Genomic DNA, 21,364 nt, shown 5'->3' with positions numbered 1-21,364 from the left:
GTGGACATTTTTATCGGACAGCTCGTCGGCTTTCTGCTCATCATCGCGCTGTTGTGGAAGTTCGTCGTGCCGTTCTTGCGCAAGACCGTGAAGAGTGCGCAGGAAGTCGTCGACCAGCAGGTCGCGGAGAGCGAGGCGGCGCAGGCACGGCTCGCAGATGCGAAGGTGGCGCACGAACGCTCGATCGAGCAGTCGAAGGTCGAGGCGCAACAGTTGCACGAAGGTGCACTCGAGGATGCCAAGGGCATCACCGACGACCTGCACAAGCAGGCCGATGTCGAGGTGAAGCGCATCTCGGAGCACGGCAAGGCGCAAGGCGAACTGACCCGCACCTCCATGGTGCGTCAGTTGCGCAGCGAGCTCGGTCTCACCGCTGTCGACGGCGCGGGCAAGATCGTGCGCGATCACCTCGCCGATCCGGCGAATCAGTCGGAGACGATCGACCGCGTGATCGATGAACTCCATGAGATGGCGCAGGGCGGGCAGGCACCGGCAACGGTGCCCAGCTCGAGCGAACTGATCGGGCTGCATTCGATGCATGCCGCCAGCCGTGAGTCGGCGCGCGCGATCTCTCATGAGTTCGACTCCAACACGGCAGGCGCAAGCTCGCAGGACCTGGTGACGGCGAGCGAGGATCTGACAGAGATCATCGACTTCCTGCAACACCATCCGGTGCTGCGCAAGAAGCTGACCGAGGACGAAGACTTTCCGGCCCTCAAGAAGCAACTCGTGCACCGACTCTTCGACGGCAAGGCGTCGCCCATCGCCGTGGAGATCGTCGCGTCCGGAGTGGTGCAGAACTGGTCGCAGCCAAAGGACCTCGTCCCGGTGCTGCGCCGACAGAACGCCCTGGTCGTCCTCACCGCCGCCGAGCGCGACGGTTCGATCGAACAGGTCGAGGACGAACTGTTCCGCGTGAGTCGTCTGCTGGACGCGAACCCACAACTCGCGTCGCTTCTCTCCGACTTCACCAAGCCGGCGGACAAGCGCATCGGGCTGCTGGGGAACCTGATCGGCGACCAGGTCAGCACTCACACCTGGCATCTGCTGTCGCAGGCGATCCGACTTCTCCACGGTCAGCCGGCGGAGTCGGTGGCCGATCAGCTCGCACAGTTGGCCGCCGCCCGACGAGGCGAGACCGTCGCCCATGTGGTGTCGGCGGCCGAATTGAGCGATGCTCAGAAGGAACGACTCGGCGGCGTGCTCGCCGAGATCTACCACCGTTCGATCTCGGTGCAGACCGAGGTCGATCCCTCGATCATCGGCGGACTGCGCATCGGGGTGGGCGACGAGGTCATCGAGGCCGACATCGCCACTCGATTGGCCAAGGCGGCCGAGACACTGCCGAGGTAATCGCCGACGACGGTTCAGCGACACCGCACCGGCGACCGACACCTCACCACCACGACTACTCACACCGACCGACATCAAGAAAGACGAGAACCCATGGCGGAGTTGACGATCTCAGCAGACGAGATTAAGGGAGCGATCGAGCAGTACGTCTCGTCGTTCGAAGCCGAAGCCTCGCGCGACGAGGTCGGCACAATCACCGACACGGCTGACGGAATCGCCCACGTCAGCGGCTTGCCGGGCGCGATGGCCAACGAGCTGTTGCAGTTCCCGGGCGGCATCCAGGGTGTTGCTCTCAACCTCGACGAGGACGAGATCGGCGCCGTCATCCTCGGTGACTACGAGGAGCTCGAAGAGGGCGGCCAGGTCAGCCGCACAGGCGAGGTCCTCTCGGTACCCGTCGGCGACAAGTTCCTCGGCCGCGTCGTCGACCCGCTCGGCGCACCGATCGACGGACTCGGGGACATCGAGGCAGAGGACAACCGCGTCCTCGAGCTGCAGGCGGCCACCGTCCTCGAGCGTCAGCCCGTCGAGGAGTCGCTCGCGACCGGCATCAAGGCCATCGACGCGATGACCGCGATCGGCCGTGGCCAGCGTCAGCTCATCATCGGCGACCGCAAGACCGGCAAGACCGCGGTCTGCGTCGACGCGATCCTGAATCAGAAGGACAACTGGGCGACCGGTGATCCGAGCAAGCAGGTCCGTTGCATCTACGTCGCCATGGGTCAGAAGGGTTCGACCATCGCGGGCGTCAAGACCGCTCTGGAAGAGGCAGGCGCGATGGAGTACACCACCATCGTCGCGGCTCCGGCATCTGACTCGGCCGGCTTCAAGTGGCTCGCGCCCTACACCGGTTCGGCACTCGGCCAGCACTGGATGTACCAGGGCAAGCACGTCCTCGTCGTGTTCGACGACCTGACCAAGCAGGCCGAGGCCTATCGCGCCATCTCACTGCTGCTGCGTCGTCCGCCGGGCCGCGAGGCATACCCCGGCGACGTGTTCTACCTGCACTCCCGCCTGCTGGAGCGCGCTGCGAAGCTCTCCGACGAGCTCGGCGGTGGTTCGATGACCGCCCTGCCGATCATCGAGACCAAGGCCAACGACGTGTCGGCGTTCATTCCGACGAACGTCATCTCGATCACCGACGGCCAGGTCTTCCTCGAGTCCGACCTGTTCAACAAGGGTGTTCGTCCCGCCATCAACGTCGGTACCTCGGTGTCGCGTGTCGGTGGTGCCGCACAGACCAAGGGCCTCAAGAAGGTGTCGGGGTCGCTGCGTCTCGAACTGGCCCAGTTCCGTGAGCTGGAGGCCTTCGCGGCCTTCGCCTCCGATCTCGACAACGCGTCGAAGGCGCAGCTCGAGCGCGGCGCACGCTGGGTGGAGATGCTCAAGCAGGACCAGTACAGCCCGTACTCCGTCGAGGATGAGATCGTCTCGATCTACCTGTGCGGCGAGGGTCACTACGACTCGGTGCCCGTCGACGACATCCGTAACTTCGAGACCCAGTTGCTCAGCCACCTGCACCACAACGCAACGGGTGTCTACGACTCGATCGCAGGCGGCAAGGTACTCGCGGACGACCAGGCCGAGGCTCTGGTCGCGGAGACCAACAAGTTCAAGAACAGCTACCTGACGCACGACGGCAAGCGTGTCGTGAACGAGGCCGAGGCAGCTGCCATGGACGCCGACGACGTCGAGCAAGAACAGATCAAGATCCGGAAGTGATCGAGTGCTTGTCGGTGTCCGCAGCGGTCGTATCCGTGCGATGGAAGAAGGGGTGAGGGCTCATGGCCAGCATTCGTGAGCTGCGCTCACGCATCCGGTCGGTCCAGTCGACGAAGAAGATCACCAAGGCGCAGGAACTGATCGCGACCTCGCGCATCACCAAGGCTCAGGCCCGGGTGGCGGCTGCGAAGCCGTACTCGGAAGAGATGACCAAGGTGCTCTCCGAGCTCGCGAGCAGCGCCGGGTCGCTCGACCACCCGCTGCTCAAGGAGCGCGACCAACCCAAGCGCGCCGCGATCCTGGTGATCACCAGTGACCGTGGCATGGCCGGCGGTTACAACGCCAACGTGCTTCGGTCCTCGCGCGAGCTCATCTCGCTCATCCGCGAGGAGGGCAAGGAGCCGGTGCTCTTCGTCATGGGTACCAAGGGCGTGAACTACTTCACCTTCCGTGGCATGGAGGTCGCGGCATCGTGGACGGGCTTCTCGCAGTCGCCCGAGTACTCCGACGCGGCGCAGGCAAGCAACTTCCTCGTCGATCTCTTCGTGGCCGGTTCGGGGGAGAACATCGACCTCCCGGACGGTGAGGGGACGATCGAAGGCGTCGACGAACTGCACATCGTCTACACCCGGTTCGTGACCATGCTGACCCAGACGCCCGAGGTTCGCCGTATGGCGCCGCTGGTGGTCACCGAAAACGACAACCCCGCTCACGGTGAGGTCGAGGTCGACGACGAGTCGCGCAACTACAGCTTCGAGCCGAGCGCGGAGACCCTGCTCGAAGCACTTCTGCCGAAGTACGTCGCCACGCGCGTCTACGCGGCGCTCCTCGACTCGGCGGCGTCCGAGTCGGCGGCCCGTCGTACCGCGATGAAGGCGGCGACAGACAACGCCGAGGAACTGTCCAAGACGCTGTCTCGCGAGGCCAACCAGCTCCGGCAGGCCCAGATCACTCAGGAAATCAGCGAGATCGTCGGCGGATCGAGCGCACTGGCGAACTGACGCCGATCCCCAACAAACTTCGATCAAAAGGAAGTGACCCAAGCACCATGACCGCAACTGTAGAGACACCCTCGTCGCAGTCGGCGGGGTCCACCGAGGGCCGCGTCGTCCGCATCATCGGCCCCGTGGTCGACGTCGAGTTCCCCCGCGGCTCGATCCCAGACCTGTTCAACGCGCTGCACACCGAGGTCACCCTCGAAGCTGTGGCGAAGACCCTCACCCTCGAGGTCGCCCAGCACCTCGGCGACAACCTCGTCCGCACCATCTCGATGCAGCCCACCGACGGCCTCGTCCGCGGTGCGGCGGTGTCCGACTCGGGGTACCCGATCCGCGTGCCTGTCGGTGACCAGGTCAAGGGCCACGTGTTCAATGCCCTCGGTGACTGCCTCGACAGCCCGGGCCTCGGCCGTGACGGCGAGCAGTGGGGCATCCACCGCAAGCCACCGGCCTTCGACGAGCTCGAGGGCAAGACCGAGATCCTCGAGACCGGTATCAAGGTGATCGACCTCCTCACCCCGTACGTCAAGGGCGGAAAGATTGGCCTGTTCGGAGGCGCAGGTGTGGGCAAGACCGTGCTCATCCAGGAGATGATCACCCGTATCGCACGCGAGTTCTCGGGCACCTCGGTGTTCGCGGGCGTCGGCGAGCGTACGCGTGAGGGCACCGACCTCATCATGGAAATGGAAGAGATGGGCGTCCTCCAGGACACCGCCCTCGTCTTCGGCCAGATGGACGAGCCGCCGGGCACGCGTATGCGCGTTGCCCTCTCGGCCCTCACGATGGCCGAGTACTTCCGCGATGTGAAGCATCAGGACGTGCTGCTGTTCATCGACAACATCTTCCGATTCACCCAGGCGGGTTCGGAGGTGTCGACCCTGCTCGGTCGTATGCCGTCCGCCGTGGGTTACCAGCCGACGCTGGCCGACGAGATGGGTGAGCTGCAGGAGCGCATCACGTCGACCAAGGGCCGTTCGATCACGTCGCTGCAGGCCATCTACGTGCCCGCGGACGACTACACCGACCCGGCACCTGCCACGACGTTCGCGCACCTCGACGCGACCACCGAGCTCTCGCGCCCGATCTCGCAGCTCGGTATCTACCCGGCTGTGGATCCGCTGACCTCGACCTCGCGCATCCTCGAGGCGTCGATCGTCGGCGACGAGCACTTCCGGGTGGCGAACGAGGTCAAGAGCATCCTGCAGAAGTACAAGGAGCTCCAGGACATCATCGCCATCCTCGGTATGGACGAGCTGTCCGAAGAGGACAAGGTCACCGTGCAGCGTGCCCGTCGTATCCAGAAGTTCCTGGGCCAGAACTTCCTGGTCGCGGAGAAGTTCACCGGTCAGCCGGGTTCGGTCGTGCCGCTCGCCGACACCATCGAAGCCTTCGACCGTATCTGCAAGGGCGAGTTCGATTCCTACCCGGAGCAGGCGTTCAACAGCTGCGGTGGCCTCGACGACGTGGAGGCAGCTGCCGCCAAGCTCGCCGGAAAGTAGCGGTTACTCATGGCTGAGAAGTCCTTTCATGTCGAGGTCGTGTCCGCCGACGCCGAGCTGTACTCGGGTGAGGCCACGTTCGTCATCGCACAGACCACGGTCGGTGAGATGGGTGTGCTGGCCAATCACGAGCCGCTTCTCGGACAGCTCGTGCCGGGTGGCTTCGTGGTGATCGTCGAGGAAAGCGGCACGCGTAAGGCTGCGGCTGTCGAGGGCGGCTTCATCTCGGTGACCGGCGAGTCGGTGACGATCCTCGCAGAGGCGGCGGAGTGGGCCGATGGTGTCGACGTCAATGCCGAGAAGAACACCCTCGACTCCGCCGAGCCCGGTACAGACGAGTACAACCGTGCCCACGCGCGGCTGCGCGCTGCGGAGCAGATCGCCTGATCCGGGTTGCGACAGGCTCACACGTGAGGATGTCACCCGACCGACGACCTTGTGTCGCAACTGAATACGAATCGGACCGATGACCCGGTCCGTGTCTGCCAGCCACCCGCTCCGCGCGGGTGGCTGGCCGCGTCATACGGTCAGCTGGCATGCTGGGGGAAACCATCGCCAGACACAGCCCGTCGACAGCCCGCCGACACGTCCGGTGATGGAATCCACGCGAGGGAGGTATGCCGATTGACCGTGGTGGTCGTCCTGCTGATTCTGCTCGTCCTGGCGCTGGTCGTCTGCGGACTGCTCGGCTATCGGTTGCAGCAGCTGCGTAGCGCCGGTACGGCAGCGTTGCTGCGGGAGCTGCCCGCTGACTTCGACGAGGGCTGGCGACACGGAAGTGTTCACTACGGTGACGACTCCCTGCGGTATTTCCGGCTCAGCTCTCTGCGTCCCGGCCCCTCGCGCAGTTTTCCACGGCACGGTATCGAGATCGTCGGTCGACGCTGCGCCGCGGGCAGTGAGGGTGTGATCCTCGATGGGATGACGATCCTGCACGTGCGCGAGGACCGCGACGGCGAGGAACCACGTGAGTACGAGTTGGCGCTGACGCCCGACGGCGTCACCGCGTTTCAGGCATGGCTGGAGGCCGGGGCACCGCAACGGTCACAGCGGCGTCGCAGCGCCTGATCGGTCCTGGCGCGAGCTCACGGACGGTGACGATCGCCGCCGGGAATCCAGGTGATGTCGCCCGCTCCACCCGGAAGTCGATTGGCGACGCGCGACAGGATGAACAGCAGATCCGACAGTCGGTTGAGGTAGCGGGCCGGCAGGACGGACGTGTGCTCCGGATCGGCGTCGACCGCGGCCCACGCCGATCGCTCGGCTCGGCGGGTCACCGTGCGGGCCTGGTGTAGAAGTGCTGCGAAGGGCGTTCCGCCCGGCAGGACGAAGGAGTTCAGCGCCGGGAGGTCGGCGCCGAATTCGTCGCACCACGTCTCCAGTGCGTCGATGTAGTCCTGTTCGATCCGCAGCGGCGGGTGCTGAGGATTGTCGACGACAGGTGTCGACAGATCAGCGCCGGCGTCGAAGAGGTCGTTCTGCACGGTTGTCAGGGCTGTGACGATCTCGTCGGGGATGTCCCCGCCGATCGCCAGTGCCGCGCCGATGCACGAGTTGGCCTCGTCGCAGTCGGCATAGGCGACAACCCGGGGATCCGTCTTGGCCACCCGGGTGAAATCACTCAGACCGGTGGTGCCGTCATCGCCGGTACGGGTGTAGATGCGGGTCAGATGCACGGCCATGGACCCAAATGTAACCGCAGAAGAAGTGGTGTGCGTCGAGCACACCGGAGGGGCGGATAAGGTATCTGACGTGAGTGATCGGTTTCTGGTGTCCGGGGGAGCGCGCCTGCAGGGCGAGGTGTCGGTCGGTGGGGCCAAGAACAGCGTCCTCAAGCTGATGGCGGCGTCGTTGCTGGCCGAAGGGACAACGACACTGACCAACTCGCCCGAGATCGCCGACGTTCCGCTCATGGCCGACGTACTGCGTGGCCTGGGCGCCGTCGTCGATATCGATGGCGAGACGGTGACGATCGAGGCGCCGGCAGAACCCAAGTACCACGCCGACTTCGACGCGGTGAAGCAGTTCCGGGCGTCGGTGTGTGTGCTCGGGCCGCTGATGGCGCGGTGTCGTCGCGCGGTCGTCGCGCTTCCCGGTGGCGACGCGATCGGGTCGCGGCCCCTCGACATGCATCAGGCCGGGCTGCGTGCGCTGGGCGCCCACAGTTCGATCGAGCACGGTTGTGTGGTCGCCGAGGCCGATGCGCTGATCGGCGCGCCGATCGCGCTCGAGTTCCCGTCGGTCGGTGCCACCGAGAACATACTGATGGCCGCGGTCCTCGCCGAGGGTGAGACCGTCATCGACAACGCCGCCCGTGAGCCAGAGATCGTCGATCTGTGCGTGATGCTGCAACAGATGGGTGCGCGCATCGAGGGTGCGGGTACGTCGACGCTGACCGTCACCGGAGTCGAGCGTCTGCATCCGACCACCCATCGGGTGGTCGGCGACCGGATCGTCGGCGCCACGTGGGGTATCGCTGCGGTGATGACACGCGGCGACGTGACGGTCAACGGCGTCAATCCGCACCACCTGCAGCTGGTGTTGAACAAACTCGTCGACACCGGAGCACGTGTCGAGACGCATCCGAACGGTTTCCGGGTCAGCCACGACCGCAGGCCGACCGCCGTCAACGTCTCCACGCTGCCGTTCCCCGGTTTCCCGACCGACCTGCAGCCGATGGCCATCGGCTGGGCGTCGATCGCCGACGGCATGTCGGTGATCACCGAGAACGTCTTCGAGGCCCGCTTCCGATTCGTCGAGGAGATGGTGCGGCTCGGTGCCGATGCGCGTACCGACGGCCACCACGCGGTCATCCGCGGCATCGACAAGCTGTCCAGTGCGCCTGTCTGGTGCTCGGACATCCGTGCCGGGGCCGGTCTGGTACTCGCGGGACTGGTCGCCGACGGTGTGACCGAGGTGCACGACGTCGAGCACATCGACCGCGGCTACCCGCACTTCGTCGAGAATCTGCGCAGCCTCGGCGGCCAGATCGAGCGAGTGTCGGGGTAGTCGGCATGCCCGACATCGATGGCGTGTCTCCTGACGCACCCGCCGCCGGTGCGCACTTTGACGACGACAACGACCACAACCACGACCAGGCCGACGACGCCGGCGAGACAGGGCACGTCGACATCGCCGAGTGGTCGACGCGATTCGATCTCCTGTCGGATCCGCACAGACTCGAAATCCTGCTGCTGTTGCATCGGCATCCGGGAATCATCGTCGGCGACATCGCCGCACAGGTCGGACGTACCGAGACTGCGGTGTCCCAGGCACTGCGCGTGCTACGTCATCAGGGGTGGGTCACCTCGACCCGGGTGGGGCGATCGGTGAGCTATCGTCTCGACGACGAGACGGTGCACGATCTGCTGCACTGGATCGGCGCCGGTCACAACCCGCCGTCGTAGGGCACCGGCCATCGGGTTATAACGCGGAGCGCTGTGGTCAGGACCACACCTGACCCTTCGGATAGTCTGACGGCTTCAACATCTGAATAAGTGGACAGATATCGGGGCCGGTCCTATCGTTCCTCTCATCGTGTGACCGCGAGTCGCCGCGGCCGCATTCGCGTACATCGCAGAAGGGACACCGCTCATGTCCACCACTGTCGTCGCCATGCACATGAGTGACGGGATCATCAACGCGCAGACGTCGATTCTGTTCGCCGTCGTCGCCATCGCAGGGCTTGCGTTCTGTGCGTGGCGCGCCCGCGCAGACCTCGACGAGAAGGCCGTACCGATGGCCGGGCTCGTGGCAGCCTTCATCTTCGCCGTGCAGATGATCAACTTCCCGATCCTGCCCGGTGTCAGCGGCCATCTTCTCGGTGGCGCGCTCGCTGCGATCCTCGTGGGGCCGTACACCGGCGCACTGTGCATCGCGATCGTGCTCGTGGTCCAGTGTCTGCTCTTCGCCGACGGGGGCGTGACCGCCCTGGGTGCCAACATCACCAACATGGCGCTGATCTCCACGTTCGTGGGATATGGCGTCGCTGTGGTGCTCTATCGCCTCGTGCGATCGCGGCGCGAGCGGCTGCCCGGGCTCGCCGTCGTGGCCTTTGTCTCGGCATTGTGCAAAACAGTCGCTGCCGCAACTGGTTTCGTGGTCGAGTACGCGATCGGAGGTGCCGCGACGACATCACTGTCGACCGTGGCCGGCTACATGTGGGGTACCCACGTCCTGATCGGGGTCGGTGAGGGGCTCATCACCGCGGTGACGGTGGTCGCCGTGGCCCGCGCCCGTCCCGACCTGGTGTACCTCCTCCGTCGCACCCATGTCGTCGCAGAACAGATCGAGGTGTCCGCATGAGTACCACCGCTTGGCCGCGCCCCCGCGTGCGTCGCCGCACCTTCCTCGTCGGGTTCGGCGTGATCGCACTGTTGATAGCGGGGGTCCTGTCGTACATCGCGAGCAGTTCGCCCGACGGGCTCGACTCGGCGACGCAGCAGGGCTGCCAGACGGTCACGGTCAACGGCACCGAGGAGCTGACGGGCTCTTGTATCGCGCAGCACGCCACCGATCACGCGATGTCGTCCTCGCCGCTCGCCGAGTACGCCGTGAAGGGCGCGCAGTACACCAACGGCATCGCGGGGATCATCGGGGTGATCGTCACGCTCGCAGTCGCCGTGGGCGCCTTCTGGCTGATCGCCCGCGCACGACGGACGACCGCGACCCGCGACTCGGTCGCGGCGGGGAACTGACCATGGGCGCCGGGCACGCGCATCCGCTCTACCGCGACGTCACCTCGCGTGTGCACCGTGCGCCAACGGAGGTCAAACTCGTCTGCCTCGTCGTGTTCGTGTTCGCGGTCGTCGCCACGCCGCGCGAGATGTTCTGGCCGTATCTGGTCTACGCCGTCATCCTGCTCGGCGTCTGGCGACTGGCACGGGTTCCCGTCGCCTGGATCGTGCCACGGATGCTGATCGAGGCGCCCTTCGTCGTGCTCGCAGTGCTCCTGCCGTTCGCCGAGGGTGGGCGCCGCATCGATGTCGTCGGGATGTCGCTCTCGGTTGCAGGTCTGTACGCCGCCTGGGGGATCGTCATCAAGGGCACTCTCGGTGTCGCGGCGTCGTTGACTTTCGCCGCTACGACACCGGCGCGGGAGTTGCCGGTCGCGTTGAGCAGACTGGGCGTCCCGCGCACCATCACGCCGGTCTTCGTGATGATGCTGCGGTACGTCGACCTGTTGTCCGCCGAAGTCAGGCGGATGCAGATCGCGCGTGCAGCCCGCGGAGACTCCCCGCGGATGCTGCACCAGGCCAAGGCCGTTGCCGTCAGTGTCGGTTCGGTCTTCGTACGGTCCTACGAGCGGGGAGAGCGCGTTCACCTGGCGATGATGTCACGCGGATTCACCGGCACCATCCCGGAGATGCCCGGTGTGGCGACGTCGGTGCGCGCGACGCCCGCGCAGTGGGCGATCGTCTCGCTTCCCGCAGCGGCAGCGGTGGTCGTGGCGGCCACGGCCTGGGGTCTGCGATGAACGCCATCGACATCCGCGGACTCCGCTTCGCCTATCCCGACGGCCATCTGGCTCTCGACGGCGTCGACCTCACGGTGGCCGACGGCGAGCGCGTGGCTCTCCTCGGCCCCAACGGTGCGGGGAAGACCACGCTCATGCTCCAGCTCAACGGCGTGCTGCTGCCCACGTCGGGTTCGGTGTCGATATACGGTTCGCCGGTGGGGAAGTCGACGCTGCGTGAGGTGCGTCGCCGGGTGGGATTGGTCTTCCAGGATCCCGACGACCAGTTGTTCATGCCCACCCTGGCCGAGGATGTCGCGTTCGGGCCCGCCAACTTCGGTGTCACGCAGCCAGAACTCGCGAATCGTGTCACCGAGGCGCTGACGGCGGTGTCGATGGCTCAACACGCCGACCGCAGCCCCCACCACCTGTCCGGTGGACAGCGTCGCCGAGGTGCTCTGGCTACCGTATTGGCTTGCCGCCCAGACATTCTGGTGCTCGACGAGCCGTCGGCGAACCTCGATCCGGTGGCGCGACGCGAACTCGCCGACACCCTGCTCGGACTCGACACGACCATGCTCGTGGTGACACACGACCTCCCCTACGCGGCACAACTGTGTGACCGCGCGGTCATCGTCGACGGCGGGCGCGTCGTCGCCGACGACTCGGTGGACGCCATCCTCGCCGACGCGCAACTGCTCGCGGCTCATCGGCTCGAACTGCCCTGGGGATTCGAGCCCGGAGCGCTGACCCGTGCGAAGTCACGCCAACGCTCTGGGCGCCGGATCGCATCGGGTGGGGTGCGGGTCGACTGACATCTCGGATGGAGCACCCTGCCCGATCGGATAGGTGTTCACCCGACCCGAGGTCAGTACTGGCGGCTGTATCGGACGGTTCGGTCGCAAACCACTTCTGGCACCCGCTGTGACGCGCGTAACGTCTCGATCGCTCACCCACTCCCGACGACGCGTGCGTCGGCAGCATCGAGAAGGTCAGGTCAGAAATGCAGGTTGACGAACTACTCAAGCCGTTCCCCATCAAGGAATTCCACCCGTTCCCGCGCGCCATGATGGGTCCCGGTGCGCACGAGATGATCGGTCCCGAGGCGCTCAAGCTCGGCTTCAAGAAGACGCTCATCATGACGACGGGCCTGCGCGGCAGCGACACCGTTCACAAGATCGTCGAGTCGTGCAAGTACCACGGACTCGAAGTCGTGCTCTACGACAAGGTCGAGTCCAACCCCAAGGACTACAACGTCATGGACGCGGTCTCGCTCTACAACTCCGAGCAGTGCGACTCGTTCATCTCCATCGGTGGCGGCTCGGCACACGACGCCTGCAAGGGTGCGCGCATCTCGGTGGCGCACGACGGCCGCAGTGTCAACGAATTCGAGGGCTTCAACAAGAGCGAGAACCCCAAGAATCCGCCGCACATCGCGGTATCCACCACTGCTGGAACGGGTTCGGAGACCTCGTGGGCGTATGTCATCACCGACACGACCACCGATCCCGAGAAGCCGCACAAGTACGTGGCATTCGACGACGCGGCCGTCACGACACTCGCGATCGACGACCCGGTGCTCTACTACGATTGCCCGGTCGCCTACACCGCACAGTGCGGGTTCGACGTTCTCGCGCACGCCTCGGAGCCATACGTCTCGCGACTGAACTTCCCGCCGTCGATGGGCAACGCGCTCTACGCGGTGAAGATGACCGCGGAGAACCTTCGTGAAGCCACCTGGAACGGCGTCGACCTGAAGGGTCGCGAGGGCATGATGTACGCGCAGTACATCGCAGCGCAGGCGTTCAACTCCGGTGGTCTCGGCATCATCCACTCGATCAGCCACGCGGTGTCGGCGTTCTTCGATACGCACCACGGACTCAACAACGCCATCGCGCTGCCGCGCGTGTGGGCCTTCAACATGCCCGTGATGTACGAGCGTTACGCCGACATGGCCGCGGCGATGGGCGTGGACACCCACGGTATGACGAAGGTGCAGGCCGCCGACGCTGCGCTCGAGGCCGCGATTCGCCTGCTCCGCGACGTCGGCATCGTCGAGCGTTTCGCCGATGTCAAGCAGGACTCGTATCCGAAGAACCGGCTGGGCCAGGGTCCGACGAAGTACTACGAGGGTCGACCTGACATCACCACCGATGCCGCGACGATCGATGCGCTGACCAACCACGTCCTCGGTGACGCCTGTACCCCGGGCAACCCGAAGGAGTGCACATTCGAGACGGTCCGGCCGGTCGTCGAGCACTGCATGCTCGGTGACCTCGACGAGCTGCTGCCGTAGGTCGGGAGAACTCCGCACGGGCACCCGTGCGCGTACGACCCCGGATGGCGGATTCCGCTGCCTCAAAGCGGGATTCGCCATCCGGCTCCATCCCAGACACAACGACGCACGTCCCGTGACCGATCCCACCCTCTCAGCACAGGAGACGCCGATGTCCGTGCACTTCGCCGCGACAGACGACACCACATCCGCGACGGGCGACAGTCCCGTCGATCCCTCATACTTCGCCGATGTCGACGACGTGCGGGCACGTTTCGCCGACGCGGGCTACCTTGCCGACGAACGCCTGGCGACCACGGTGTTCTTGCAGTCCAGACTCGGCAAACCCGTGCTGCTCGAGGGGCCTGCCGGTGTCGGGAAGACGCAGTTGGCGAAGACGCTCGCCGAGGTCACCGGGCGAGAGTTGTTGCGGCTGCAATGCTATGAGGGTCAGGACGAGACCACAGCGCTCTACGAGTGGGACTACGGCAAGCAGCTCCTCTACACACAGGTACTACGCGAGAAGATCAGTCAGGTCGTCGCCGACGCCGCGACGTTGTCCGATGCGGTCGACCGCATCGGCGCAGAGGAAAGCGTGTTCTTCTCCGAGCGCTTCCTCGCGCCGCGGCCATTGCTCGAAGCCGTGCGGTCGGAGACTCCCGTCGTGCTGTTGATCGACGAAGTCGACCGCGCCGATGAAGCGCTCGAAGCTGTCTTGCTCGAGTTGCTCGCCGAATACCAGGTGTCGGTGCCCGAGATCGGGACGTTCGTCGCGACACATCAGCCCATGATCGTGTTGACCTCCAACAACACCCGAGATCTGTCCGCGGCGTTGAAACGTCGCTGTCTGCACCTGTCGCTCGATTACCCCGACGCCGCGCGGGAACTCGACATCATCAAGTCCAAGGACACCGGACTCGCGGACGCTCTCGCGGCCAAACTCGTCGAGATCGTCCGCGGGCTACGCGATCTCGACCTGCGTAAGGCGCCGAGCATCTCCGAGGCCATCGATTGGGCGCGCACACTCGCAGTTCTCGGCGCCGACGAGCTCAGCGCAGAAGTGTTGTCGCAGACGGCGAATGTCGTGGTGAAGTACGATCGCGACCTCACCCGTGCGCTCGACGCGTTGCCTCGCCTCGTCGACCCGAATGCGGAGGTACCCGATCACCTTCACGCCCACGGGCATTCGCACGATCACTCCCACGGCCATTCCCATGGGTCGGCCCACACTCACGACCACGACCACGCCGAGCACGAGCACACGTCGGATCACTCCGGCAAGGCGCGTCGAGCGGCGAAGGACGAACCGGGTCGCCACAACGACGACTACTACGGCTCGCCGGGCTCGAAGAGCGACGCGGGCACGCGTGCCGTGAGCGCGTCGCAGGGAAGTCGATCGTTCAAGGCGCGCGGCGCACGTAAGCGTCCGGTCTAGCGGGGGAGTCGATCATGGAAGGGGCCGTACACCGTTTCATCCGTCTGCTCCGACTACACGGTGTGCGCATCGGGGTGTCGGAGGCGATGGATGCGATGGCCGCGACTGCTACCGCCGAGATCCTCGATGATCGTGAGCTCCTCCGGTCCGCGCTGCTGGCGTGTCTGATCAAGGATCGTCGGGACGAGGCCACGTTCGACAGGGTCTTCGATCGGTTCTTCGCACTCCGCCCGGTGGTGGAAGATGATGGTGGACAGGGACATTCGCATACCCACGACGATCTGTCCGACGAGGGTGAACTCGAGGAGTACACGCTCTCGGACGAGGTCAGCAAGACCCCGGCGCAGGGGCACAGCCACGGACCGCCGTCGAACATCCGGCAGTATTTCGATCCCGAGGATCTGGCCGAGCAGTACAACCTGCACCAGGAGTCCAACAAACTCGACATGGCATCGCTGACCGACGAGATCGTCCTCTCGGCCGATTCGGTGCCCAACTCCGAGCAGGCCGCGCGGGTACAGCTCACCGTGTCCCGGCTGCACAACCCGGGCCGGCCGGGAGAGTTGGTGAGCGGGAACTCGACACAACTCGACGCCGAGCTGTCGGTCGCCCAGGAGATGGCCCTGCTCGACTGGCTCGACGACCCCGACGCCTTCGACGCGGCCCAACCCGATCCGGAAGAACTCGCGGCACTGCGCAGTGCGCTCGCAGGACTGCTCGACGGGCTGCCCGAGAAGCTGCGCGATCACCTCGAGCAACTGATGGCGACCGACCACGAACTCGAGGACCGTGAGATCAAGGCGACGGTGCGCGACGCGATCGGCGAGCAGGAGCGTGCCAGTCTCGAGGAATCGGTCCGACGACTGATCCGCAGTCTGCACGGTGCCCCGCGTTCGCGACGCAAGGTCGCGGCGCGAGGGACGGTCGACGCGGCCCGCACCATGCGTGCCAATCTCCGGTTCGACGGCGTGCCGTTCCGCCCTGTCACGGTCGCGAAGGTCGAGGACCGGCCGAGTCTGCTCATCCTCGCCGACGTGTCGCTGTCGGTGCGCGCCACGACACGGTTCACCCTGCAGCTCGTGCACGGACTGCAGAGCATGGTCGCGCACGTGCGTTCGTTCGCCTTCGTGTCCGATCTCGTGGAGATCACCGACCTGTTCGCCGAGCACCCGGCGGAAGAGGCGTTGTCGTTGGTGGTGTCCGGTCTGCCTGCAGGTGGCGTCCTCGACGTCGACGCCGATTCCGATTACGGGAACGCGCTACAGACGTTTCTCGACGAATACGGCGGCGCGGTCACGAGGAGGACGACGGTCATCGTTCTCGGTGACGGCCGCAACAATGGCCGTGACCCGAATCTCGCAGCGTTCGAGGAGATCTCGCGGCGTGCGCGGGAAACGATCTGGCTGACGCCGGAGCCGTCGTACTCGTGGGGTCTGGGGTCGTGCGATCTGCCCGCGTACGCCACGTACTGCGATCGTGTGAACGTCGTGCACGACCTGGCCGAGTTGGAGCAGGTCTCCGTCGCGACTTCCGGCGCGTGAGCAGTGACATCGCGCGTAGGATTCACGCGAAAGCGACCACTGTGATGACGGGCTACGGTGCCGGGTGCGCCGCGCGCCCTGCACTTCCCGATGTGCTGCGATGGGCAGGTGAGAGGTGTGCCGACTGACGTCGTCGGGGCCAGCACGGTCGCGGCTGCCCGCAATCTGCATCCGTCTCGTGAGCCGGAGGCAGCCGACCGCGCCGGCGGTGTGCACATCGCCAAGTTCCACACCCCTGAGATCATCATCGGCCGCGGTTCGCTCGCCGAGGTGCCACGTGCTGCCGCAGGCTTGGGGATGCGCCGACTGTTGATCGTGTCCGACAGGGGGCTCGTCGCAACACCGTGGTACCCGCAGCTCGCGCATTCACTGCATACCGAGAAGTTGTCCGTGTCGTCGTTCACCGACGTGTCGGCGAACCCGCGAGCCCCCGAGATCGTCGCGGGGTTCGCGCGCTACGAGGAGAGCGGCGCCGACGGGATCGTCGCGCTGGGCGGAGGCTCGGTGATCGATGCGGCCAAGGGCATCGCCATCCTGGCTGCGAACGGCGGACACATCCTCGAGTACGAGGGGATCGATCGTGCCAGGCGACCCCTACCACCGTTGATAGCGGCACCGACGACGGCCGGAAGCGGTTCGGACGTGTCGCAGTTCTGCATCGTGAACGACGTGGACCGGATGACCAAGGTCACCATCATCGGCCGTGGCCTGGTTCCCGATGTCTCCGTGGTCGATCCGAGCACATTGGCTTCGTTGCCGCCCGAGGTCGCCGCACAGTCCGGCATGGACGCCGTCACCCACTGTGTGGAGGCGTACGCGTCGCTCGCGCACAATCGACTCAGCGATCGTGCGGCGCTGAGCTCGATCGGCACCGCGTGGCGGAGCATCGAGCGATTCGTCGACGACCCGTCGGATCCCGACGCCGGAACCGATATGGCGTATGCGGCGCTGGAGGCCGGGATGGCTTTCACCAACGCGATCCTCGGCGCCACCCACGCGATGAGTCATCCGGTTGGCGGGCTCTGCGACGCTGCGCACGGTGCCATCAACTCGGTGCTTTTGCCTCACGTCATCCGGTTCAATGCCCAGACCGACCCGACGCCCTACGTCGAGCTCGCCTCTGTGGTGGGTGTCAGCGGGGGAACGCCGCACGCGATCGCCGAGAGACTCGCCGACGAGGTGGCCTCGTTGGCCCGCAGGGTTGGTCTGCCCGCCGACCTGCGATCGCTCGGGGTGCGTGACGAGCACGTGGGGGTGTTGACAGCCAACGCGCTTCTCGACGCCTGCATGACGACCAACCCGCGTAAACCGACGGCCCACGATGTCGCCCGCATCTACCGTGAGGCGTTGTGACCAGCCAGCGCGGTGAGGCCGAGCAGTTCGGGAGTGACCAGCACGAAATCGGACTCGATTCGCTGGTCGGGCTGCACTCGGTCAAGGGGTCGCATTACGCGCAGTACCGGGGTGTCGAACAGCGACTGACGCGCGTGGTCGGCGCGCTCGACCGCATCTCGCGAGCGCTGGTGCAGACCGCAGAGGGACCAGAGAACCTCGTGCTGTCGGTGGTACGTGCCGTCCGCGAACACCTCGACGCGGAATGGGTGGTCTTCGCGCTCAGCGACGGTGAACTCGAACGGACCGGCCCCCGCCACCTGATGATGAGCGGTGACGGCACCATCTACGCGTTCGAAGGCGTGCAAGCCGCCCGCACGCCGAGCCATCTACCCGACGAGGTGCTGAACAGGCTCAACGACGTCCTGCGTAATCAGATGGGAGAGTTGAGCCGACCCGTCGTCGCCGAGCACCACCTGCACGTGCCGGTGCATCTCGACGGTCGCGTCGTCGGCGGGCTCTCGGCGTGGACCCCCGCTCACCACGTCGTCGATTCGGCCGATCTCGTTGTGATGCGCATCCTCGCCCGGCAGGCCATGGTTGCGCTTCTCAACGCCTCGTTGCTCGAGGAGAGTCGCCATCAGCTCGCACGCGCCGAAGACGCATACGCCAAGGCTCGGGAGCAGGCAACCGACCTGGCTGTCCGCAACGCGGAACTGCAACGGACACAACGGGAATTGTCGGCAGTCATGCGTCAGCGCCTGGTCACCGAGGAACGCGAACGCATCGCGCGGGAGCTCCACGACTCCGTGACGCAGTCCGTGCTCTCCGCAGGGGTGCAGATAGAGGTGTGCCGGATGGATTCCGATGCGTCGACCGCAGCTCGCCTCGAGGTCGCGGGCCAACTGACCCGTGACGCCGTCGAACAGCTGCGGTCGGTCATCTACGCGCTCAACCAGTCGCCGTCGGTGGAGGGACTGAGCCTCGGGGAGGTCCTCGACGAGCTGTGCTCGATGCACATGCCCGCCGACCTCGACACCGATGTGCGGATCGTCGGACGGCCGCGCGATGTACCAGACGACGTCCAGCATGCCGTGCTGCGGATCGCGGGTGAAGCCCTGTTCAACACCGCGGTGCACGCCGAGGCCGGGTCGGCGCGAGTCGTGCTGACCTACGCCGACGATCATGTCGGATTGACGGTCGACGATGACGGCGGCGGAGATCCCGGACATCTGCGGAGGGTGATGCGCGCAGCCATGCTCGGCGACCTGGCCGGACGTCATCGAGGACTGGCGAACATGGCCGTTCGGGCAGAGCAATTGGGCGGTGAGGTCCGGGTGCGTCGCTCACGACTCGGCGGTATCCGCATCGCAGCGGTGCTTCCCGACGACGCGGCGTCGAACGGCCGTCCGCGACGGGTGCTCGGAAATCGACACGAGGAGAGTGTGCGATGAATTCTGCTGAGATCACCACCGGCGCGATCCGGACCATGCTGGTCGACGACCATGCGCTCCTGCGGGCGGGTATCCGATCACTACTCGAGCGTGAGGACACCATATCCGTTGTCGGAGAAGCAGATTCGTTCGATGAAGCGTTGGCCGAGGTTGCCCGGTGCACTCCCGACGTCGTTGTGGTCGATCTCAAGCTGACCGCGGGCACCGAGTACGAAGGACTGCGCCTGATCACCGAGATCGCGCATCGCCACAGTGACGTCGCCAGTCTCGTACTCACCACCTTTCTCGACGACGACCTCGTCGTTCGGGCGGTGAAGGCCGGCGCACGCGGCTACGTGGTGAAGGACGTCGACACCACCGAGTTGGTCCGAGCGATTCAAGCAGTCTCCGGCGGCGGGAGCGCATTCGATCCGCGCAGCGCGGCGATCGTCCTGCGCACCGTCTCCGGCGGCGGCGAGAGTCCCGAGGCGTTGACGGACCGCGAACGTGAGGTACTGCGGTTGCTGGCCGACGGACTGAGCAACAAGCGGATCGGCGAGACGCTGTTCATTTCGGAGTCGACCGTGAAGTTCCACATCCGCAACATCATCCGCAAACTCGGGGTCACCAAACGCACCGACGCCGTGTACACCGCCAGCAAACGCGGACTGATCTGACGCCGAGGCGCTCGCGTCGAGATCACGCGAACCGGGACCGGCCAATGCGGGCGGACCGGGGTGTGAGCACCAGCCAGCCGCCGTGATCGGAGAGGATCTCCGCACCGGCGTGATCGGCGTCGGCGGCCCACGACACGAGGTCGTGTTCACGTAGGCAGCGCAGGTGTCCGAAGTGTGGACTCGGCTCCTCCTCGTAGGGCACGGCGACAACGACTCGATCCCGGGCAACCCGAAGAGCCTCGTCGAGCGACCGAGACACTTCGTCACGTGACAGATGTTCGAGCAGATGGATGAGAGTCACGGTGTCGACGGAGTTGTCGGGCAGGGGTAGAGCGACGGCGTTCGCGACGAAAGTGTCGACCGCGGTGCGGCGTCTTGCGGCGGCGGCGCGGAGGAGGTCGACGGCACCTGTGGAGATGTCGCAGGCGCTGACCTGCATGCCTTGCTCGGCGCACTGGAGAGCGAGCAGTCCGAAGCAGCAGCCGACTTCCAGCACGCTCGCGCCCGACACCAGGTTGCGCGCCCGCCGGTGGATAGGACTGAAGGTCGCGGTACCGGTCACGAGATCGCGCAGTGAATTGTCGTAGAACGCCGACCAGGCGGCGTCGTCGGTGGCCGCGGACGACTTGACCAGACCGACGGCGGCCTCTTCGAACTCCCACTGGCCTGCGAGCGCGCCATCCTCGACGAGGCAGACCAGCGCCGACACCATGACGTCGTCCGAGATCAGATCGCTGGTGAACGAATGCCGGATGTCGATGACGGTGCGCCCGTCAGAGGCCGACGTCCGCCGCCACGACATCGACCCGCACCGCCGGAAGCCCTCGGCCTCCGTTGGTGCCCGACGTACTCGGATGACGCTGGCGGTGGGAGTGCCGGCGCTCGCTGTGTCCACCGAAACGGTCATATCTCGAACGCTAGGAGCGGATCGGGTCGCGCGTAACTGACCTGATGGGTCTGGCAACTGCCCGAAAGTATGGGAAAAGTGCGCCACGCAGTCGGTGAACCCGCAGGTAGAAGGGCCGAGGGATCAGCGCGAGAGCATTTCGGGGCGCTACTCGTTGCAGAGAATGACGCAGATCACAGTTGCATCATCGGCGCCCTCAGGTGGGAATTCAACGGTGTGCGTCGGAGGTAGACATGCTCTGACCTGCAGAAATGGCATAGACCAGGATCGCTGACCAGGCGATTTGACCCACGCAGGCTCGTTGCGTAACTTTCTTCGAGTCAGCGCGCCACGGCGCCGCCCCGGACGGCCTCCTGAGAGGGAAGGCCACGGGGAAGGGAAACCGGGTTCAGCGCAGACCACCCCCGCAAAATCATCCGGGTCGCCTCGTGCGCCCGGTGGGATAGCGGGAGCTAGACCACCTCCGAACGAGAAACAACTTCCGAGTTGCGGATCGCCGAAAGAGTCTGGTAGGCTGGAAGAGTTGCTCCGGAGACGGGGTCAACATCCTCCAAACGGAACAAGCTTGCAGGTCAAGCCCTTTTCGGGGTGGCGCCGGTAGGTGTGCGTTCTTTGAGAACTCGATAGTGTGTGATGAATTGTCTGATGCCATATTTGGCATCGTGTGTCCAAGTTTTTGGATTATGTGATGATTTTTTGTAACGCTCGGACGCAGGTCCGGGTGTTGCTAGTTTTTG

At 65.5% G+C, this 21,364-nt stretch carries 20 protein-coding genes; 18 read left to right on the top strand and 2 right to left on the bottom strand.

The window, feature by feature from the left end; translation table 11 throughout:
• The 6 genes from GOOTI_RS21565 to GOOTI_RS21540 all read left to right on the top strand — a co-directional run bounded on the left by GOOTI_RS21565 (position 1) and on the right by GOOTI_RS21540 (position 6,640).
• Positions 1–1,353: a F0F1 ATP synthase subunit B/delta gene (locus GOOTI_RS21565; RefSeq protein WP_007240730.1), complete on the top strand. Its 1,353-nt coding sequence runs from the start codon at positions 1–3 to the stop codon at positions 1,351–1,353.
• 93 nt (positions 1,354–1,446) lie between these two features.
• On the top strand, positions 1,447–3,075 hold the full coding sequence (gene atpA, locus GOOTI_RS21560) for a F0F1 ATP synthase subunit alpha (protein ID WP_007240729.1): 1,629 nt from the start codon (positions 1,447–1,449) through the stop codon (positions 3,073–3,075).
• A gap of 62 nt (positions 3,076–3,137) precedes the next feature.
• The gene (locus GOOTI_RS21555) at positions 3,138–4,076 is read left to right on the top strand and encodes a F0F1 ATP synthase subunit gamma (protein WP_007240728.1); all 939 of its coding nucleotides are present in this window, start codon (positions 3,138–3,140) and stop codon (positions 4,074–4,076) included.
• Positions 4,077–4,123: 47 nt separating this feature from the next.
• The gene (gene atpD / locus GOOTI_RS21550; protein WP_007240727.1) at positions 4,124–5,572 is read left to right on the top strand and encodes a F0F1 ATP synthase subunit beta; all 1,449 of its coding nucleotides are present in this window, start codon (positions 4,124–4,126) and stop codon (positions 5,570–5,572) included.
• 9 nt (positions 5,573–5,581) lie between these two features.
• A complete protein-coding gene (locus tag GOOTI_RS21545) occupies positions 5,582–5,959 on the top strand; it encodes a F0F1 ATP synthase subunit epsilon (protein WP_007240726.1) in 378 nt (125 codons plus the stop codon).
• Positions 5,960–6,196: 237 nt separating this feature from the next.
• On the top strand, positions 6,197–6,640 hold the full coding sequence (locus GOOTI_RS21540) for a DUF2550 domain-containing protein (protein ID WP_007240725.1): 444 nt from the start codon (positions 6,197–6,199) through the stop codon (positions 6,638–6,640).
• Positions 6,641–6,657: 17 nt separating this feature from the next.
• Here the strand turns inward: GOOTI_RS21540 and GOOTI_RS21535 are convergent, their stop codons facing one another.
• Entirely contained in the window at positions 6,658–7,254 is a 597-nt protein-coding gene (locus GOOTI_RS21535) for a cob(I)yrinic acid a,c-diamide adenosyltransferase (protein ID WP_007240724.1), read from the bottom strand.
• A gap of 70 nt (positions 7,255–7,324) precedes the next feature.
• Here GOOTI_RS21535 and murA point away from each other — a divergent pair, with 70 nt between their 5' ends.
• The 12 genes from murA to GOOTI_RS21475 all read left to right on the top strand — a co-directional run bounded on the left by murA (position 7,325) and on the right by GOOTI_RS21475 (position 19,720).
• Positions 7,325–8,581, top strand: coding sequence for a UDP-N-acetylglucosamine 1-carboxyvinyltransferase (murA, locus tag GOOTI_RS21530; RefSeq protein WP_007240723.1), 1,257 nt, complete (start codon positions 7,325–7,327; stop codon positions 8,579–8,581).
• 5 nt (positions 8,582–8,586) lie between these two features.
• Entirely contained in the window at positions 8,587–8,979 is a 393-nt protein-coding gene (locus GOOTI_RS21525) for an ArsR/SmtB family transcription factor (protein ID WP_007240722.1), read from the top strand.
• A 187-nt stretch (positions 8,980–9,166) separates the two neighbouring features.
• The gene (locus GOOTI_RS21520; protein ID WP_007240721.1) at positions 9,167–9,877 is read left to right on the top strand and encodes an energy-coupling factor ABC transporter permease; all 711 of its coding nucleotides are present in this window, start codon (positions 9,167–9,169) and stop codon (positions 9,875–9,877) included.
• A complete protein-coding gene (locus GOOTI_RS21515) occupies positions 9,874–10,269 on the top strand; it encodes a PDGLE domain-containing protein (RefSeq protein ID WP_007240720.1) in 396 nt (131 codons plus the stop codon). Before GOOTI_RS21520 ends, GOOTI_RS21515 begins: the two co-directional genes overlap by 4 nt.
• Positions 10,270–10,271: 2 nt before the next feature.
• A complete protein-coding gene (gene cbiQ / locus GOOTI_RS21510) occupies positions 10,272–11,048 on the top strand; it encodes a cobalt ECF transporter T component CbiQ (protein ID WP_007240719.1) in 777 nt (258 codons plus the stop codon).
• Positions 11,045–11,842 (top strand): energy-coupling factor ABC transporter ATP-binding protein, encoded by a 798-nt coding sequence (locus GOOTI_RS21505; RefSeq protein ID WP_007240718.1) that lies wholly within the window; start codon positions 11,045–11,047, stop codon positions 11,840–11,842. Before cbiQ ends, GOOTI_RS21505 begins: the two co-directional genes overlap by 4 nt.
• A gap of 188 nt (positions 11,843–12,030) precedes the next feature.
• Positions 12,031–13,323, top strand: a complete 1,293-nt coding sequence (gene mdo, locus GOOTI_RS21500) for an NDMA-dependent methanol dehydrogenase (RefSeq protein WP_007240717.1) — start codon at positions 12,031–12,033, stop codon at positions 13,321–13,323.
• 151 nt (positions 13,324–13,474) lie between these two features.
• On the top strand, positions 13,475–14,737 hold the full coding sequence (locus GOOTI_RS21495) for an AAA family ATPase (RefSeq protein WP_007240716.1): 1,263 nt from the start codon (positions 13,475–13,477) through the stop codon (positions 14,735–14,737).
• A 14-nt stretch (positions 14,738–14,751) separates the two neighbouring features.
• Complete coding sequence (locus GOOTI_RS21490; protein ID WP_007240715.1) at positions 14,752–16,278, top strand: VWA domain-containing protein; 1,527 nt, start codon at positions 14,752–14,754, stop codon at positions 16,276–16,278.
• Positions 16,279–16,368: 90 nt separating this feature from the next.
• Complete coding sequence (locus GOOTI_RS21485) at positions 16,369–17,631, top strand: iron-containing alcohol dehydrogenase (protein ID WP_373279041.1); 1,263 nt, start codon at positions 16,369–16,371, stop codon at positions 17,629–17,631.
• A complete protein-coding gene (locus GOOTI_RS21480; protein ID WP_007240713.1) occupies positions 17,628–19,064 on the top strand; it encodes a MadS family sensor histidine kinase in 1,437 nt (478 codons plus the stop codon). The genes GOOTI_RS21485 and GOOTI_RS21480 overlap by 4 nt, the downstream gene beginning before the upstream one ends.
• Positions 19,061–19,720 carry a MadR family response regulator transcription factor gene (locus tag GOOTI_RS21475; RefSeq protein ID WP_007240712.1) on the top strand — a complete coding sequence of 220 codons (660 nt, stop codon included), beginning with the start codon at positions 19,061–19,063 and terminating at the stop codon, positions 19,718–19,720. Before GOOTI_RS21480 ends, GOOTI_RS21475 begins: the two co-directional genes overlap by 4 nt.
• Positions 19,721–19,742: 22 nt before the next feature.
• Here GOOTI_RS21475 and mftM read toward each other — a convergent pair whose 3' ends face one another.
• Complete coding sequence (gene mftM, locus GOOTI_RS21470) at positions 19,743–20,627, bottom strand: mycofactocin oligosaccharide methyltransferase MftM (protein WP_039994545.1); 885 nt, start codon at positions 20,625–20,627, stop codon at positions 19,743–19,745.
• Positions 20,628–21,364 lie beyond the last annotated feature (737 nt).

The organism is Gordonia otitidis NBRC 100426, assembly GCF_000248075.1.
GTDB lineage: Bacteria > Actinomycetota > Actinomycetes > Mycobacteriales > Mycobacteriaceae > Gordonia > Gordonia otitidis.
Note: the sequence above shows the minus strand (reverse complement) of the source record. Positions and strands in the feature narration are given on the sequence as shown.

Bases quoted from the DNA above. Each gene is read 5' to 3' on its own strand.
- atpA (WP_007240729.1), top strand. From the start codon at position 1,447: ATGGCGGAGTTGACGATCTCAGCAGACGAGATTAAGGGAGCGATCGAG.
- GOOTI_RS21555 (WP_007240728.1), top strand. From the start codon at position 3,138: ATGGCCAGCATTCGTGAGCTGCGCTCACGCATCCGGTCGGTCCAGTCG.
- atpD (WP_007240727.1), top strand. From the start codon at position 4,124: ATGACCGCAACTGTAGAGACACCCTCGTCGCAGTCGGCGGGGTCCACC.
- GOOTI_RS21545 (WP_007240726.1), top strand. From the start codon at position 5,582: ATGGCTGAGAAGTCCTTTCATGTCGAGGTCGTGTCCGCCGACGCCGAG.
- GOOTI_RS21535 (WP_007240724.1), bottom strand. From the start codon at position 7,254: ATGGCCGTGCATCTGACCCGCATCTACACCCGTACCGGCGATGACGGC.
- GOOTI_RS21525 (WP_007240722.1), top strand. From the start codon at position 8,587: ATGCCCGACATCGATGGCGTGTCTCCTGACGCACCCGCCGCCGGTGCG.
- GOOTI_RS21520 (WP_007240721.1), top strand. From the start codon at position 9,167: ATGTCCACCACTGTCGTCGCCATGCACATGAGTGACGGGATCATCAAC.
- GOOTI_RS21515 (WP_007240720.1), top strand. From the start codon at position 9,874: ATGAGTACCACCGCTTGGCCGCGCCCCCGCGTGCGTCGCCGCACCTTC.
- cbiQ (WP_007240719.1), top strand. From the start codon at position 10,272: ATGGGCGCCGGGCACGCGCATCCGCTCTACCGCGACGTCACCTCGCGT.
- GOOTI_RS21505 (WP_007240718.1), top strand. From the start codon at position 11,045: ATGAACGCCATCGACATCCGCGGACTCCGCTTCGCCTATCCCGACGGC.
- mdo (WP_007240717.1), top strand. From the start codon at position 12,031: ATGCAGGTTGACGAACTACTCAAGCCGTTCCCCATCAAGGAATTCCAC.
- GOOTI_RS21495 (WP_007240716.1), top strand. From the start codon at position 13,475: ATGTCCGTGCACTTCGCCGCGACAGACGACACCACATCCGCGACGGGC.
- GOOTI_RS21490 (WP_007240715.1), top strand. From the start codon at position 14,752: ATGGAAGGGGCCGTACACCGTTTCATCCGTCTGCTCCGACTACACGGT.
- GOOTI_RS21485 (WP_373279041.1), top strand. From the start codon at position 16,369: ATGTGCTGCGATGGGCAGGTGAGAGGTGTGCCGACTGACGTCGTCGGG.
- GOOTI_RS21475 (WP_007240712.1), top strand. From the start codon at position 19,061: ATGAATTCTGCTGAGATCACCACCGGCGCGATCCGGACCATGCTGGTC.
- mftM (WP_039994545.1), bottom strand. From the start codon at position 20,627: ATGACCGTTTCGGTGGACACAGCGAGCGCCGGCACTCCCACCGCCAGC.